Source organism: Serratia sp. D1N4, assembly GCF_054552755.1.
This window is the reverse complement of the sequence record NZ_CM137274.1, coordinates 892362-908579: the sequence shown is the minus strand read 5'-3', so window position 1 is coordinate 908579 and position 16218 is coordinate 892362. Positions and strand designations below refer to the sequence as shown.

The following is a 16218-nucleotide window of genomic DNA, read 5'->3' as shown; positions in this document are numbered from 1 at the left end:
ATTGCAACGGCATCAGACCTCTCTCCGCAGTGGTACTTGATCCTGCAACAGAGTAGCATGATCGCTTACAAACCTACTGTCCATTCAGGAGTTTTCTATGCCGACACGCCGCTACAGTGCCGACAGTCGCCGTACCGCGCTGCTTGAACGTATTGAAAGTGATATTCCCTACACCGTTGCCCAGGCGCTGAGAGAAGATCTGGGTGGCGAAGTGGATGCCGAGCGCGATATTACGGCGCAGTTACTCCCGGCAGATAAACAGGCTGAAGCCACTATTATTACCCGCGAAACGGGTATTTTCTGTGGCCGCCGCTGGTTGAGTGAAGTGTTTATTCAACTGGGCAATCAGGTAAAAGTAGAATGGCTGGTGGAAGACGGCGATCGGTTGGTACCCAACCAACCCCTGTGCCATCTGAGCGGCCCGGCGCGCATCTTGCTGACCGGGGAACGTACCGCGCTGAATTTTGTCCAGACGCTTTCCGGTGTTGCTACCGCAGTCAGCCACTACGTTGAATTGCTTAAAGATACGCAAACCCGCCTGCTAGATACGCGTAAAACGCTGCCTGGCCTGCGTACCGCGCTAAAATATGCCGTTCTGTGCGGCGGCGGCAGCAATCATCGTCTGGGCCTGTCCGACGCTTTCCTGATCAAGGAAAACCATATTATTGCCTCGGGGTCGATTAAAAACGCGGTGGAGAAAGCCTTCTGGCTGCACGCCGACGTTCCGGTGGAGGTAGAAGTTGAATCACTGGACGAACTACAGCAAGCGCTGGATGCCGGTGCTGACATCGTCATGCTGGATAATTTCAGCGTTGAGATGATGCGCGATGCCGTGGCCTTGGCGCAGGGGAAAACGCAGCTTGAGGTTTCCGGTAACGTCACCGCCCAAACGCTGCAAGAGTTCGCCGCAACCGGCGTGGATTACATCTCGGTAGGGGCGTTAACCAAGCACGTCACCGCTCTCGATTTATCGATGCGTTTTAAATAATCCTTTCTCATAAACCGCCTCTTTGCTGCCGTAGAGAGGCGGTTTTCTCCTCCTGATTTGCGAAACACCACGCATTATTTTTCAACCGCCCGCAACACAAACACTTTGCGGTGGAAAACCTGCGCACAATTGCAATCACCCGCTCGCCACCTGCCGCACGGCGCTTTAACGTTGCCTCCAGGCTTATTGGGAGGAAACAACAGATGGAAACACAACGCGGCTTTACCCTGATCGAATTAATGGTAGTGATTGCCATTATCGCCATACTGAGCGCTATCGGCATTCCCGCCTATCAGCGATATATCCAGAAAGCGGCTATGACCGACATGTTGCAGGCCATGACGCCTTACAAGATGGCGGTCGAACTCTGCTCACTGGAAAACGGCAGCCCAACCGGCTGTAACGCAGGCAGCAAAGGCATCCCCGCCGGTGCGGCATCGCGCTATGTGAGTAAAATTGAGGTCAACCAAGGGGTAATCAGCCTGACCGGTACGCAAAGCTTACAGGGGCTGACCACCACGCTGACACCGGTACAAGACCCTTCCGGCCTTATTCGCTGGACGCGCCAATGCAGCAGCAATGACAGTAACCTGCAGGAAACCTGCCAGGAAGTTTTCCGCTTTGATGATGCGGCTGAGTGAGGGCAGCCGAAATGAGCATCAGCGATGAAATCCACGCGTTGTGCCGCCGCTATCAGGCGTTGGCACTCAGCGAAGATCCACAGCAACTGACGATCGCCCTGCACGGTGAGATCTCACCCACTCTGGTGCAAGCGCTGCGTTTTGCCGCAGGCAAAAGCATCGTGGTTGAACAATGGCCTCTCGCTCGCCTGCAACAGACACAGAATCAGTGGCAATCACCCGATAGCGCACCACCGCAAGAGGCTTTAGAAGAGAGTGCACCTTCGCTTAACGACGACAGTGATACACCAGTGGTGCAATTTATCAATCAGACCCTGCGCAACGCCATCCAGCGGCGAGCCTCTGACGTACACTTTGAACCTTACCAACAGACGTTTCGCGTCCGGCTAAGGATTGATGGCGTTTTGCAGGCCATTATTTCTCCACCGTTCCCTCTCGCTGCGCGCATTACCGCCAGGCTGAAAATCATGGGGCAGTTGGATATCGCGGAGCGCCGTCTGCCGCAGGATGGCCAACTTAGCGTGCAGTTGGACAACGCCAGCTTCTCCATGCGCATTTCGACTCTGCCGACGCTGTATGGCGAAAAAGTGGTGTTGAGGATCTTGCAAACCGACCGTCAGGAGCTGCCTCTCGACCAGCTCGGCATGAGCTCGAAAGCGCTTGGGCTGTATGCCAATGCCCTTGCCAACCCGCAAGGCATGATACTGGTCACCGGCCCCACCGGCAGTGGCAAAACCGTCACGCTATACAGCGGCCTGCGGCAGTTGAATGATGTACAGAGCAATCTGTGCAGCGTGGAAGATCCCATCGAGATCCCAGTGTTTGGCATCAACCAGACCCAGATCAACAGCAAAACCGATCTCGATTTTGCTCGCGTACTGCGGGCGCTGCTGCGCCAGGATCCTGATGTCATCATGATCGGCGAGATCCGCGATAGAGAAACCGCCGAGATCGCCGTAAAAGCGGCACAAACCGGGCACTTGGTGCTTTCTACTTTGCATACCAACTCCACCAGCGAAACCCTGACTCGCCTGACCCAAATGGGTATCCCTGGCTATCTGCTGGCGGCCTGCCTGAAGCTGATCATCGCTCAGCGGTTGGTAAGGCGTTTATGTTCGCACTGCCGTTATCCGCAAAGCGAGCCTGTGATCTTCCCGGCAAATCTTTGGCCTGAACCCTTGATCCCCTGGAATGCCACAGGGTGTGAGCATTGTTTTGGTGGCTATTACGGCCGCATTGGCCTCTACGAACTGCTGACCATCACGCCTGAGGTGCAAAACGCGCTGTTGCAGAACGCCTCGGCCACTCAACTGGCAAACATCGCGCAACAACAGGGGCAAGTCACGCTGCTGCAAGCCGGTTTAACGCTAGCGGCAGAGGGAGTGACCTCTCTGGAAGAGGTGTATCGCGTCGTTGGCCTAGCAACGGACAGCGAGGCGATAACATGAAAACACGCCGCCTGTATCTATGGCAGGCTATCGATTCTCACGGCGGGATCCGCCAAGGGGAATTGATGGTCGATGATAAAAATCAGGTCTATCAGCAATTGCTTGAGCAGGGGCTGCAACCTTATCAAATCAGCGCTGGAAAACGCATCGCACCCCGTCTCTGGCGCGGTGAACCGATGATCCAATTTACCCGGCAATTGGCCACGCTGTTACAGGCTGGGCTGCCGCTGGTGAACAGCTTACAACTGCTGGCAAAAGAACATCAGTCAGCGGCCTGGCGTTGCCTGTTATTAGAAATCAGTAATAAAGTGGCGCAGGGGCAACCGTTTTCCGAGGTGATTACCGAACAGCAGGCCGTGTTCCCGTTGATCTATCGCCAACTGATTGCCATCGGTGAGTTGACTGGCAATCTTGATCGCTGCTGCCTACAGTTGGCACAGCAGCAGGAGGCCCAGCAAAAACTACAGAAAAAAGTGGCGAAAGCCCTGCGCTACCCGCTATTTATCTGCGTGGTGGCCATATTGGTCAGTATGCTGATGCTGGTTATGGTGCTGCCGGAGTTTGCCAAGGTATACCAATCATTTAATGCGCCACTCCCCTGGTTTACCCAAGGGTTGCTGAATCTCTCTGCGCTGCTGATCGGTTCTGGACCTTATCTGCTGGTGATCCTGGCGTCACTGATAGGATTTTATCTGCGCTGGCTGCATCCGTTGCCTGATTGGCAGCAGCGTGAACAGGCGACTCTGCTGCGCATTCCGCTGATTTCTTCGCTGATAAAAGGCAACTGTCTTAGCCAGATATTCCGCATACTGACCATGACCCAACAGGCTGGTCTGACGCTGGTCGAAGGGTTGCATGCCGCCACGCTGTCGGTAGGTAATTTGTTTTATCGCCAGGCACTGGAAACTATTCAGCAACAGTTGGCGCAAGGGCACCCTTTCCACAGTGCCTTAGCCCACCAGGTGCTGTTCCCTTCCCTATGTCAGCAACTGGTTCGGGTTGGGGAGGAATCCGGCACTCTGGATACTCTTTTAGGGAAACTGGCACTCTGGCATGAACAACAGACTCACGAACTGGCTGATACGCTGGCGCAAACGCTGGAACCCATGTTGATGATGGTGGTAGGCGGCATTGTCGGTGCGTTAGTCATCGCCATGTATTTACCCATTTTCCAACTGGGGAACGTGCTGGGGTAGTGCAGAAATAAAAAACCCGGCGTTAACCGGGTTTAAAGAGGGTTGTTGGGGCTTATTTGCTGCCGAAAACGCGATTTTCCTGCTCCGCAACGCGGATAAAGGTTGTACGCTTGGTCAGCTCTTTCAAGCGCTCTGCACCGACATAAGTACAGGCAGAACGCAGGCCACCCAAAATATCGCGCACGGTAAACTCAACTTCACCACGCAGTGGCAACCTGACGGTTTTACCTTCTGCCGCACGGTATCCGGCAACACCACCTACGTGGCGTTTCATCGCAGATTCAGAACTCATGCCATAGAACAGCATGAATTTTTCACCGTTTTCTTCCACTATGGTGCCTTCGCATTCATCGTGGCCCGCCAGCATGCCGCCGAGCATCACAAAGTCTGCGCCACCGCCGAAAGCTTTAGCAACATCGCCTGGCGAAGAACAACCGCCGTCACTGACAATCTGACCACCCAAGCCGTGTGCCGCATCGGCACACTCGATCACGGCAGAAAGCTGCGGATAACCCACGCCAGTTTTCACACGAGTGGTACAGACCGAGCCAGGGCCGATCCCCACTTTGATAATATCCGCGCCCGACAGGATCAGTTCTTCTACCATTTCACCGGTGACCACGTTACCCGCACAAATCACATGATTAGGGCAGGCTTCGCGCGCTTTTCGCAGGAAGGCAACAAAGTGCTCGGAGTAGCCGTTAGCTACGTCGATGCAGATAAATTTCAGCGCAGAGGATAAAGCCAGAATCTGCTTCATTTTCACAAAGTCAGCTTCAGAAGTGCCAGTAGACACCATCACGTGGCGCAGAGTGGATTCCGGCACGCGCTGCACAAACTCAGCCCATTGTTCAACGGTGTAGTGTTTATGGACAGCAGTGAGGATATTGAAAGATGCCAGAGCCTCAGCCATGCGGAAGGTTCCAACCGTGTCCATATTGGCGGCGATAATCGGCACACCGGACCAGTTCCAACCTGAATGTTTGAAGGTAAACTGGCGTTCCAGTTCAACTTCTGAGCGGCTTTTCAGCGTGGAACGCTTTGGGCGGATCAACACATCTTTAAAGCCCAACTTCAAATCTTCTTCAATACGCATGACTAATAATTTCCTGGTTTTTGGCGACGGATCGCAGGGGAATATTCGAACCTATACCCTATGAATTTCAAGTTGCAGCCAGGCGGCCAGCTTGTCCATCCTCAGGAGCTTACTCAAGTAAGTGACTGGAGTGGGCAAGCACAGCCAACAACGCTGCGGCTTGAAAGGCGACGGGTAGATTAATGCCAGTTCCAGTGACGCTATCATACGCACTAATAATCGCTCGGCAAGACTGCGATTTCGCCTTTATTTACGCTACAATCCCATAAATTTACCTACGACACTGCAATGTGATTCCTGCATCACTTTATTCGCCCCTTTCCCCCTCTGGCGGAGTGATATCCTGTGATGTAGGGCAAACCATTCGCGCCAGCTTGCACTTCTGCGCGATCGCTTTATGATTCGTTTATTATTTTTTGTGAATATCAGGATGTTTCCCATACCATGGCCTACATTGTTGCATTGACAGGCGGTATCGGCAGCGGCAAGTCGACCATTGCAGACGCTTTTGCGCGTCTCGGCGTGGCCATCGTTGATGCTGACGTGATTGCCCGTCAGGTTGTTGAACCACAAACCCCGGCCTTGGCGGCTATTGCTGCACATTTTGGTAATGAAATGTTGCTGGCTGATGGTTCACTCAACCGTTCGGCCTTGCGCCAGCGTATCTTCAGTCGTCCTGACGAAAAAACCTGGCTTAACCAGCTACTGCATCCGCTGATTCATCAGGAAACCCGGCGTCAATTGGCAACCATCAACGGCCCCTATGCACTTTGGGTAGTGCCGTTACTGGTGGAAAACCATCTGCAGGATCGTGCCGATCGCGTTTTAGTTGTTGATGTTGATCCAGAGACGCAGCTCGCCAGAACTATCGCCCGTGACGGTATCAGCCGCCAACAGGCACAGGACATTTTGTCTGCACAGGCCACGCGTGAACAGCGCTTGGCGGTTGCCGACGACGTTATTGACAATAGCGGCACAGCTCAGGGAATTGAGCCTTGCGTAGCCGCACTGCATCAACGCTATCTTGAGCTGGCAATGCCAGCGACCCGACAGGATTACACTGAATGAGTGACGCTTCCCTAACCGTTCTCTTTGAACACCCGTTAAATGAAAAAATGCGTACCTGGCTGCGAATCGAGTTTTTACTGCAGCAACTGCATGGTCAAAGAGCATTAAGCGAAACCGCCATTGCCCTGACTTTTTTCCGTACCGTCGCCGATCTGTTGGACGTTTTGGAACGGGGCGAAGTCCGTACCGAACTCTTAAAAGAGCTGGAACGCCAACAGCAAAAACTGCTGCAATGGGCCGAAGTCCCTGGCGTAGACATGTCGCGGGTCAATCAGTTGCGCAGTCAGTTGAAAGCACGGGCAACGTCATTAATGTCTGCCCCGCGTATGGGTCAGGCACTGCGTGAAGATCGCCTGATCAGCCTGGTACGCCAGCGCCTGAGTATTCCAGGTGGCTGTTGCAGTTTTGATTTACCGACGCTGCACATGTGGATGCACATTGCCCAATATGAACGTGATGCCGACGTTGCCGCCTGGCTAGAAACGCTGGAACCACTGCATCAGGCACTGACCATGGTCTTGGATCTGGTGCGTCAGGCCGGAGCATTTCGTAACCAAATTAGTTTGAACGGTTTCTTTCAGGACAACGCGGAAGGAGCAGATCTGTTACGCTTAAATATTGATTTGGCTTACCAGCTATACCCACAGATTTCCGGCCACAAAACGCGTTATGCCATCCGCTTCCTACCGCTAGACAGCGAAAACGGCATGGTGCCAGAGCGTTTGAACTTTGAACTGGCCTGCTGTTAAGACACTGCAATAAAACTTTCGCCTATTGAGGGAGGTAAGAAAAAATATGACGACCGTAGTGAAGTGCCCAACCTGCGGCAAAGGTGTGGTTTGGGGAGAAGTCAGCCCTTATCGCCCATTCTGCTGCAAGCGTTGCCAACTGATCGATCTCGGCGAATGGGCCGATGAAGAAAAACGCATTCCAAGTCGCGGCGATCTATCTGATACGGAAGACTGGAGTGAGGAAGACGAGCGTTAAGCGTCTGCCATAATAGCGGCCTGGTATTACCAGGCCGAAAAATCATTGTGCTGCACTGGCCTGCGCAATCAATAGATTGATAATACTGGCGTTGGCTTCTGGGAATTCGTCCTCACGCAAATTAGCTTGCTTAACCCAGCGCATCGGCTGACCTTCGCGACCATAAGGTTCACCCGTCCAACCTTCCACCAAATAGAAATTCAGCGTTACGATCCGATCGGTGAAACGATGCTCCAACACTTCCAGCAACGCTACCTGATGTGCATCAATCCCGGTTTCTTCCAGCAATTCACGACGTAATGCCCGTTCCGGTGTTTCCCCCAGCTCAATCTTGCCACCGGGGAACTCCCAAAAACCCGCCATATGCGAGTCGGCAGCACGGCGCGTGATAAAAATTTCCTGCTGAGGGTTACGAATAATACCTACGGCGATGTTCAGGTGCTTCATCGCATTCTCCCGCTCTTGGCGTATAAAAAAGAGGTTCAGCAAGCTGAACCCCTATGTTTAGTGACTCGCTACTGCCCGCTTACTTTTGCAAGCGGCCATGACACTGTTTGTATTTCTTGCCGGAACCACATGGGCAAGGATCGTTACGGCCCACTTTGCGCTCAGCGATCTCTGGTGCGTTCGGATCCTCCATGGCCAACGAGTTTTCTTCCTGATGGCTCAGCTGTTGCTGACGCGCCAGGCGTGCGGCTTCTTCACGACGCTGCAACTCCAGAGCCTCAACCTCTTCCGGCATACGTACCTGAACCTTGCTCAGTACACTGATCACTTCATACTTCAGTGATTCCAGCATGGTGCCAAACATGTTGAAGGACTCGCGTTTGTATTCCTGCTTAGGATCTTTTTGCGCATAACCGCGCAGGTGGATCCCTTGGCGCAGGTAATCCATGGCCGCCAGATGCTCTTTCCACAGCGAGTCCAGCGTTTGCAGCATCACGCCCTTCTCGAAGTTACGCATCATCTCAGCACCGACAACGTCTTCTTTGCGCAGGTAATCTTCCTTCGCTTTCTCCAGAATACGTTCACGCAATGTTTCTTCGTGCAGTTGCGGCTCTTTGTCCAGCCATTCAGCAACCGGCATATCCAGATCGAAATCGTTTTTCAGGCGTTCTTCTAGCCCCTTAACATCCCACATTTCTTCCAGCGACTGCGGCGGAATGTAGCTATCAATGGTGGTTTTGAAGACGTCTTCACGGATGCTGTTAATGGTTTCGCTCACGTCCGACACATCCAGCAGTTCGTTACGCTGGCTGTAGATCGCCCGACGTTGATCGTTCGCCACATCGTCATATTCCAGCAGTTGCTTACGAATATCGAAGTTACGGCTTTCGACCTTGCGCTGCGCGTTAGCAATCGCTTTGGTCACCCATGGGTGCTCAATGGCTTCGCCGTCTTTCATACCCAGTTTACGCATCATGCCGGATACGCGATCCGAGGCGAAAATACGCATCAGCGCATCTTCCATAGACAGATAGAAGCGGGAAGAACCAGCATCCCCCTGACGACCAGAACGACCACGCAGCTGGTTATCAATACGGCGTGATTCGTGGCGCTCGGTACCGATAATATGCAAACCACCAGCAGCCAGTACCGCATCGTGACGAATTTGCCACGCCTCTTTAATTGCCGCGATCTGCTCTTCGGTCGGCTCTTCCAACTGCGCGATTTCAGACTGCCAGCTGCCGCCCAACACAATGTCCGTACCACGGCCAGCCATGTTGGTCGCGATAGTCACCGCCGCAGTCTGGCCCGCATTGGCCACAATGTCGGCTTCCATGGCGTGGAATTTGGCGTTCAGCACTTTGTGCTCAATGCCCGCCTTCGTCAGCTCACGAGAAACCACTTCTGATTTTTCAATCGAGATCGTACCGACCAGCACCGGCTGACCGTTAGTGGTACGTTCACGAATATCTTCAATGATCGCATCGATCTTCTCTTTTTCGGTCATATAGACCAGATCCGGCATATCTTTACGGATCATTGGGCGGTTAGTCGGCACCACGATAGTATCCAGCTTGTAGATCGAGCTGAATTCAAACGCTTCGGTATCGGCAGTACCGGTCATACCGGCCAATTTCTCATACAAACGGAAGTAGTTCTGGAAAGTAATCGAAGCCAGCGTCTGGTTTTCGTTCTGAATTTCCACGCCTTCTTTGGCTTCCACCGCCTGATGCAAACCATCAGACCAGCGGCGGCCCTGCATGGTACGGCCGGTGTGTTCATCAACAATGATCACTTCGCCGTCTTTAACGATGTAATCAACGTCGCGGGTGAACAGCACGTGGGCACGCAGCGCAGCGGTAACGTGATGCATCAGCATGATGTTGGTTGGCGAGTACAGTGATTCGCCTTCTTCCATGATGCCAGCTTCCATCAGCATCTCTTCGATCAGGATCAGCCCGCGTTCTGTCAGGTGAACCTGACGCGCTTTCTCATCCACCGAGAAGTGGCCTTCGCCCTGGAAGCTATCGGAATCTTCTTTTTCCTGACGGATCAGTTGTGGGATCAGCTTGTTAACGCGAATATACATCTCTGAGCTGTCTTCGGCCGGGCCGGAGATGATCAGCGGAGTACGCGCTTCATCGATCAGGATGGAGTCAACCTCATCCACCAGCGCATAGTGCAGTTTGCGCTGCACACGCTCTTCCGGGCTGAACGCCATGTTGTCGCGCAGGTAGTCAAAACCGTATTCGTTGTTGGTACCGTAGGTGATATCTGCGCCATAGGCCTCACGCTTGGCCGGTGCTGGCATATTCGGCAGGTTAATGCCTACGCTCAAGCCCAGGAATTCGAACAGCGGACGGTTGTTTTCGGCATCACGCTGTGCCAGATAGTCGTTGACGGTCACCACGTGCACACCACGGCCGCTCAGGGCATTCAGGTAAGCAGGCAGGGTCGCCGTCAGGGTTTTACCTTCACCGGTACGCATCTCGGCGATACAACGGTCATTCAGCACCATACCACCCAGCAACTGCACATCGAAGTGACGCATGCCAAACACACGCTTACTGGCTTCACGCACTACGGCGAACGCTTCTGGGATCAGGCTTTCCAATACTTCGCCATTCTTCAGGCGCTCACGGAATTCGTTGGTCTTGGCCTGTAATTCGCTGTCGGACAGTTTTTCCATGTCCGGTTCTAGACGGTTGATCGCCTCAACTGATTTACGCATACGGCGCAGGGTACGATCGTTGCTGCTGCCAAAAACTTTGGTCAATAATCTGTTTAACATGATTCTTAATATCTCTTACGCGACGACGCGATCTCGGCCGTCAACTCGCTATTGTTTCGTTGGTTTTTGTTGCCCGAAGGGCAAGAATCAGCTGAAGACGCTAGGCCCGGCGCGGATACCCTGCACCTGAGCGAGCCACAGCCCGGCCTGATGCTGCGCCAAAGAAGGAACAACGGGATGATTAGTATCACGAATGATGGTCGGTGGTTTCGGCTCATGCGTCAGCAACGCATTGAGCGTGGAGAGCAACGCCAATTGCGCCACCTGCAAGGGGGGTTCAACGGCATCGTTCTCCGTTTCCTGCACTCGCGCATAGACTGCCTGCGGGGCAAGAGCAAAAGAGAGGTGACGAATGACGGTACGAAGCGCATGCTGGTGCCAGTAATCAACGCCAAACGTTGGACGACGATGCACTTCCTGCAGTAACGCCAGGCTGTTAAAGGCGTTACTGGCAGAATTCTGGCGGTTAAGGCTGGATGAGGTGCTCGGCAATGCGGTTTGATCGGACGTGCCGGACAGATTTTGGGGTACGCCAAGCGTGGCCGCGACCATCCCTAACAGGAGATGGGGCCAGAAATAACGTCTGCCAAATTGTCGCCAACGATTTAGAATACCGATCACAAGTTTATAATCCGCCGGAGCCCATTATGCGCGATAGCCGTCCACAATTATTAGATGTCCTGTTCGACGACGCATCTGCAGCAGAGAAAGGGCCGCTGCATAACGTTCAGCAACGCGCCGTGGCGCTACTGAAACTCAACCGTGCAGTGAGAGGCCTGTTGCCTGCTCAGTTGCACCCATGGTGCCGTGTCGCTAACTTCAGACAGGGTGTTTTAGTGCTGGAAACCGCTAATGCCAGTTGGATGATGCGCTTACGCTATGAACAACCCAGCTTGCTATCCGCACTACGAGCCCAAATTCTACCATCATTGTCGTCAATCGACATCAGGATTAATCCAGCCTTGATGGCAAAAGGCAACAACCAGGTGCAAAGTGCGGCCCAAACGACAGAAAATAAGCAACCAAGCGCACCATTGCGTCACTTGAGCCAGGAAAGCGCGGATGAATTACGAGGATTAGCGGCACGTAGCCCAGAAAAATTGCGGAAGATATTAGAACGACTGGCATCGTTGGCAGGAGAGAGAGCCAACGCTACCAGTCGTGATAAATAATCAGCGGTATGAGTTTTACGCCAAAACCATAGAAGGAGCTTTGAATGCCAATGGCATTTCTTCTTCATCTTGGAATGTTACGTATTCCCAAGCTTCCTGCTTCGCCAGAACCGCCTGCAGCAGTTTATTGTTCAGCGCATGACCCGATTTGTACGCGGTAAACGCGCCAATGATGTTATGGCCGCACATGAACAGGTCACCGATGGCATCCAGCATTTTGTGGCGTACGAATTCATCTTCGAAGCGCAGGCCGTCTTCGTTCAGAACTCGATAGTCATCTACCACAATCGCGCAATCGAAACTGCCACCCAGGGCCAAGCCACGGGATTGCAGGTACTCGATATCACGCATGAAGCCAAAAGTACGCGCACGGCTGATTTGACGCACGAACGAATCGGCCGAGAAATCAAGGCGATATCGTTGTGTACTGGCATCAATCGCCGGGTGGTTGAAGTCGATAGTGAAATCCAGACGGAACCCATTATGTGGGGACAACTCTGCCCACTTATCGCCATCTTCAACGCGCACTGTCTCTTTCAAACGCAGGAATTTCTTCGCTGAGTTCAGCTCTTCGATGCCGGCATCCAGCAACAGGAAAACAAACGGGCTGGCACTACCGTCCATGATGGGGATTTCAGCAGCGTCAACTTCAATAATGATGTTGTCGATACCTAAACCCGCCAGGGCAGCATTGAGATGCTCAACGGTAGAAATACGCACGTCATGCTCATTAACCAGGCAAGTACAGAGCATGGTATCACGCACGGATTTTGCATCAGCCGGGAAGTCAACCGGTGGATTCAAGTCAGTGCGACGATAGATGACCCCGGTATTAGCCGGCGCTGGGCGCATTATCAGCGTGACTTTTTTGCCGGTATGCAAACCGACACCAGTCGCCTGAATAATACGTTTTAATGTCCTTTGTTTGATCATCGTTTTATCTCGCAATGTTTATCCATCCTACCAGCCAAGCATACAGCAAAGCTGGCGGGACAGTTTAGCACAAAGAGCGGAGATTCCAAACTTCCAGCTTATTCCTAGTCTGCCTGCTTGCGCAAGAAGGCCGGAATATCCAGATAATCAGGCTCTTTATTCGGTTGCGTGCTCTGATCGTTCACCACTTTAGCAGCAGGTTTCACGTCCTGCGGCAGCGGCGACATACCATGCTGCTGGTAACGATGATCCATCACTGGCTGGCTGGCCTGTTTGTTGGTTACCAGAGTGATTTCAGGACGTTTGTCCATACCGATACCGGTAGCAACCACGGTCACACGCAGTTCATCATTCATTTCTGGATCCAGCGAAGTCCCGATCACCACGGTCGCGTTGTCAGAAGCGAAAGCACGGATAGTGTTACCCACGGTTTCGAACTCATCCAAACGCAGATCGAAGCCAGCGGTGATGTTGACCAGAACGCCACGGGCGCCGGACAGGTCGATATCTTCCAGCAGTGGGCTGGAGATCGCCATTTCCGCCGCTTCTTCCGCACGGTCTTCACCGCTCGCTACACCAGAGCCCATCATCGCGTAGCCCATTTCGGACATTACGGTGCGCACGTCGGCGAAGTCGACGTTCATCAGGCCCGGACGGGTGATCAGTTCGGCAATCCCCTGCACCGCGCCTTTCAGCACATCGTTAGCCGCGCCAAACGCGTCCAGCAGAGAAATGCCACGACCCAGAACTTTCAGCAACTTGTCGTTCGGGATAGTGATCAGCGAGTCCACGTGCTTGGACAGCTCAGCGATACCCTGCTCAGCAAATGCCATGCGCTTCTTGCCTTCAAAATTGAAAGGCTTGGTCACCACGGCGACGGTCAGGATACCCAGTTCTTTGGCAACTTCAGCCACCACGGGCGCAGCACCGGTGCCGGTACCGCCACCCATGCCTGCTGCGATAAAGACCATGTCTGCACCTTCCAGGGCTACACGCAGGGCTTCACGGTCTTCTTCCGCCGAATTACGACCCACTTCCGGGTTCGCGCCTGCCCCCAATCCTTTAGTAATACCGCTACCAATTTGGATGGTTTGGCCCACTGCCGTTTTACGTAACGCTTGAGCGTCTGTGTTAACGGCAAAGAATTCAACACCTTCAATGCGCTCGCGCACCATGTGTTCAACGGCGTTGCCACCGCCACCGCCGACGCCGATGACTTTAATCACCGCGTCATTGGTTAGTTCCATTGGTTCAAACATAGTTTCTCTCCGTTTTGTGCCTGTCGCTGCGAGATCATAAAAAGATTAATTCAGCATGATCTCTTTGTTGAAACATTAAAACTCTTTTCTCAGCCAGCTATTGATACGTTTAAACCAATTGCCCACCGAGGCGCGTTTTTCTACTTCTGCCTCACCGCTCAGGTGAGATTCTTTTCCATAGTGCAACAGCCCTACCGCAGTGGAATAGTAAGGCTCCTGTGCGTAATCCGTCAGACCCGTGATGTTCAAGGGTTGACCGATGCGTACCTGGGTGTGGAATACCCGTTGCGCACAGGCTGCCAAGCCATCAATCTGAGCGGCACCGCCGGTCAGCACAATACCCGCTGCCAGATGATGCTTCACCCCTTGGCTTCGCAGTTGCTCCTGCAATTGCAAAATTTCATCGTTAACCAGATTCAACAGTTCGGTGTAGCGTGGCTCAATCACTTCAGCCAGTGTCTGTCTTTGCAGACTACGTGGCGGGCGCCCGCCAACGCTCGGCACCTCTACACTCTCATCCTTGCTGACAATCGACCCAAGCGCACAGCCGTGTCGAACTTTAATCGCTTCCGCGTCTGCCGGTGGTGTGCCAAAGGCATAGGCGATATCGCTGGTGACCACGTTCCCAGCATAAGGGATGACTTTGGTATGACGCAGGGCCCCGCCGGTATACACCGCGATATCCATGGTACCGCCGCCGATATCCACCACACAAACGCCGAGCTCTCGCTCATCTTCGGTCAGCACCGCATAGCTGGCCGCCAGACCGGCGAAAATCAGTTGATCCACTTTCAGACCACAGCGTTCCACCGCTTTGACAATATTCTTTGCCATATCGTTATGGCAGGTGATCAGATGCACCTTGGCCTGCATACGCACGCCGGATAACCCCACCGGGTTTTTGATGCCTTCCTGATAATCAATGGCATATTCCTGAGGAATCACATGCAGGATGCGGTGTTCATCGCGTACGCGTACCGACTTGGCGGTATGCACCACATTCTCTACATCTTCCTGAGTCACTTCCTCTTCTGAAATAGGAACCATCCCTATTTCGTTCTGACAACTAATATGTTTACCCGATAATGCCAGATAAACCGAAGAAATCTGACAATCAGCCATCAGTTCGGCCTGATCGATAGCACGTTGAACGCATTTGACTACCGATTCCAGGTCGTTGACACCACCCTTATCCATACCGCGAGAGGGGCAACTGCCCACCCCGATAATATTGACCATGCCATCGGGCAGAACTTCCCCTACCAATGCGGAAACTTTTGCAGTTCCGATCTCCAGTCCAACTACCAGTTTTCTGTCCGTCGACTTGATCATTGTTGTTTTGCCTGTGCCTGATTCTGTTGCTGATTACTGTTTGGCCGATCGCCTGCTGCCTGTACACCCGCCTGCGGGTCGATAAACGCCTGAGTCCAACCTACCGAAGCACCAGTGTCGTAACGTAAATCGACATAGCTGACACGCTTATTTTCCGCTTGCGCCTGCTGCTGCAATACCGGATAAAGCCCGATAAAGCGTTGCAAACGCCCCATGCGATCGTCACGTCCCAGCTCCAGCCGAACATCGTTATCCAAAGCCAACTGCCATGAATGGCGGGCAGTCATCGCCGCCATCTTCAATGTAAACTTATTGGCCACTAACATGCTGTTCATCGCGCGGTAACCTTCCAGAACATCCTGCTCGCTGCCCTCTGGGCCATAGAGCAACGGCAATTTCTGTTTGCCTAAGCGTTCTGTTGGTACGCTGAACGACTTCCCTTCAGCATCAACCATGTGCAAATCATTCCAATGCGCCACCGGGACATACTCCACCAGATGGATCTTCAGCTCATCCGGCCACTGTTTACGCACGCTGGCCTGCTTGATCCACGGCAGGCGTTCAATCTGCTGCTGGATGATGTCCACATCCTGCGTCATAAAGGTGCCGGGTGCTCCCAGTGCCAGGATCGCCTGACGAATATCGTCGTTGGTGGTGTAATGGCGTTCACCGGTCACCACCAGCTTCGAGAGCGGCAGGCGGCTGGCATCTTTCATCCAGCCAATCACCGCCCAGCCTCCCCACAAAATGGTTCCCAACACCATCAGCAGGAAAATCATGCCTGCCAGTTGAGTTCCATTGCTGCGGCGCGGGCCGTTATCCACCTCGCGATCGCGCGTATTCAGGGCCGCTTGCGACAT

General features: G+C 53.3%; 16 protein-coding genes. 8 read left to right on the top strand and 8 right to left on the bottom strand.

Features of this window, described 5'->3' with window-relative positions:
- Positions 1-97: 97 nt before the first annotated feature.
- The 4 genes from nadC (at position 98) to hofC (ending at position 4273) form a co-directional block, all read left to right on the top strand.
- Positions 98-988 carry a carboxylating nicotinate-nucleotide diphosphorylase gene (gene nadC, locus ACX1CU_RS03855; RefSeq protein ID WP_459401317.1) on the top strand — a complete coding sequence of 297 codons (891 nt, stop codon included), beginning with the start codon at positions 98-100 and terminating at the stop codon, positions 986-988.
- Between the two features lie 203 nt (positions 989-1191).
- Entirely contained in the window at positions 1192-1629 is a 438-nt protein-coding gene (ppdD, locus tag ACX1CU_RS03850; RefSeq protein WP_459401316.1) for a prepilin peptidase-dependent pilin, read from the top strand.
- An 11-nt stretch (positions 1630-1640) separates the two neighbouring features.
- Positions 1641-3077, top strand: a complete 1437-nt coding sequence (gspE, locus tag ACX1CU_RS03845; protein WP_459401315.1) for a type II secretion system protein GspE — start codon at positions 1641-1643, stop codon at positions 3075-3077.
- Entirely contained in the window at positions 3074-4273 is a 1200-nt protein-coding gene (hofC, locus tag ACX1CU_RS03840; RefSeq protein ID WP_459401314.1) for a protein transport protein HofC, read from the top strand. The genes gspE and hofC overlap by 4 nt, the downstream gene beginning before the upstream one ends.
- 52 nt (positions 4274-4325) lie before the next feature.
- Here hofC and ACX1CU_RS03835 read toward each other — a convergent pair whose 3' ends face one another.
- Entirely contained in the window at positions 4326-5369 is a 1044-nt protein-coding gene (locus tag ACX1CU_RS03835; protein WP_459401313.1) for a GMP reductase, read from the bottom strand.
- A 444-nt stretch (positions 5370-5813) separates the two neighbouring features.
- Here ACX1CU_RS03835 and coaE point away from each other — a divergent pair, with 444 nt between their 5' ends.
- The 3 genes from coaE to yacG are packed head-to-tail and all read left to right on the top strand — an operon-like array spanning position 5814 to position 7424.
- Positions 5814-6437: a dephospho-CoA kinase gene (gene coaE, locus ACX1CU_RS03830; protein ID WP_459401312.1), complete on the top strand. Its 624-nt coding sequence runs from the start codon at positions 5814-5816 to the stop codon at positions 6435-6437.
- The gene (zapD, locus tag ACX1CU_RS03825; protein ID WP_459401311.1) at positions 6434-7186 is read left to right on the top strand and encodes a cell division protein ZapD; all 753 of its coding nucleotides are present in this window, start codon (positions 6434-6436) and stop codon (positions 7184-7186) included. The genes coaE and zapD overlap by 4 nt, the downstream gene beginning before the upstream one ends.
- Before the next feature lie 46 nt (positions 7187-7232).
- On the top strand, positions 7233-7424 hold the full coding sequence (yacG, locus tag ACX1CU_RS03820; RefSeq protein ID WP_459401310.1) for a DNA gyrase inhibitor YacG: 192 nt from the start codon (positions 7233-7235) through the stop codon (positions 7422-7424).
- A gap of 42 nt (positions 7425-7466) precedes the next feature.
- On the opposite strand, the gene mutT is transcribed toward yacG, so the two are convergent.
- From mutT to secM, 3 genes are all read right to left on the bottom strand, one after another.
- Positions 7467-7871: an 8-oxo-dGTP diphosphatase MutT gene (gene mutT / locus ACX1CU_RS03815; RefSeq protein WP_459401309.1), complete on the bottom strand. Its 405-nt coding sequence runs from the start codon at positions 7869-7871 to the stop codon at positions 7467-7469.
- A gap of 79 nt (positions 7872-7950) precedes the next feature.
- Positions 7951-10662 (bottom strand): preprotein translocase subunit SecA, encoded by a 2712-nt coding sequence (gene secA / locus ACX1CU_RS03810; protein WP_459401308.1) that lies wholly within the window; start codon positions 10660-10662, stop codon positions 7951-7953.
- An 87-nt stretch (positions 10663-10749) separates the two neighbouring features.
- Positions 10750-11283 carry a secA translation cis-regulator SecM gene (gene secM / locus ACX1CU_RS03805; protein WP_459401307.1) on the bottom strand — a complete coding sequence of 178 codons (534 nt, stop codon included), beginning with the start codon at positions 11281-11283 and terminating at the stop codon, positions 10750-10752.
- A gap of 26 nt (positions 11284-11309) precedes the next feature.
- On the opposite strand from secM, the gene ACX1CU_RS03800 reads away from it, so the two are divergent.
- Positions 11310-11834 (top strand): DUF721 domain-containing protein, encoded by a 525-nt coding sequence (locus ACX1CU_RS03800; RefSeq protein WP_459401306.1) that lies wholly within the window; start codon positions 11310-11312, stop codon positions 11832-11834.
- A gap of 15 nt (positions 11835-11849) precedes the next feature.
- Here ACX1CU_RS03800 and lpxC read toward each other — a convergent pair whose 3' ends face one another.
- From lpxC to ftsQ, 4 genes are all read right to left on the bottom strand, one after another.
- Complete coding sequence (gene lpxC / locus ACX1CU_RS03795) at positions 11850-12767, bottom strand: UDP-3-O-acyl-N-acetylglucosamine deacetylase (protein WP_459401305.1); 918 nt, start codon at positions 12765-12767, stop codon at positions 11850-11852.
- 104 nt (positions 12768-12871) lie between these two features.
- Positions 12872-14026: a cell division protein FtsZ gene (ftsZ, locus tag ACX1CU_RS03790; RefSeq protein ID WP_459401304.1), complete on the bottom strand. Its 1155-nt coding sequence runs from the start codon at positions 14024-14026 to the stop codon at positions 12872-12874.
- A gap of 75 nt (positions 14027-14101) precedes the next feature.
- Complete coding sequence (gene ftsA, locus ACX1CU_RS03785; RefSeq protein WP_459401303.1) at positions 14102-15358, bottom strand: cell division protein FtsA; 1257 nt, start codon at positions 15356-15358, stop codon at positions 14102-14104.
- Complete coding sequence (gene ftsQ / locus ACX1CU_RS03780; protein WP_459401302.1) at positions 15355-16218, bottom strand: cell division protein FtsQ; 864 nt, start codon at positions 16216-16218, stop codon at positions 15355-15357. Before ftsQ ends, ftsA begins: the two co-directional genes overlap by 4 nt.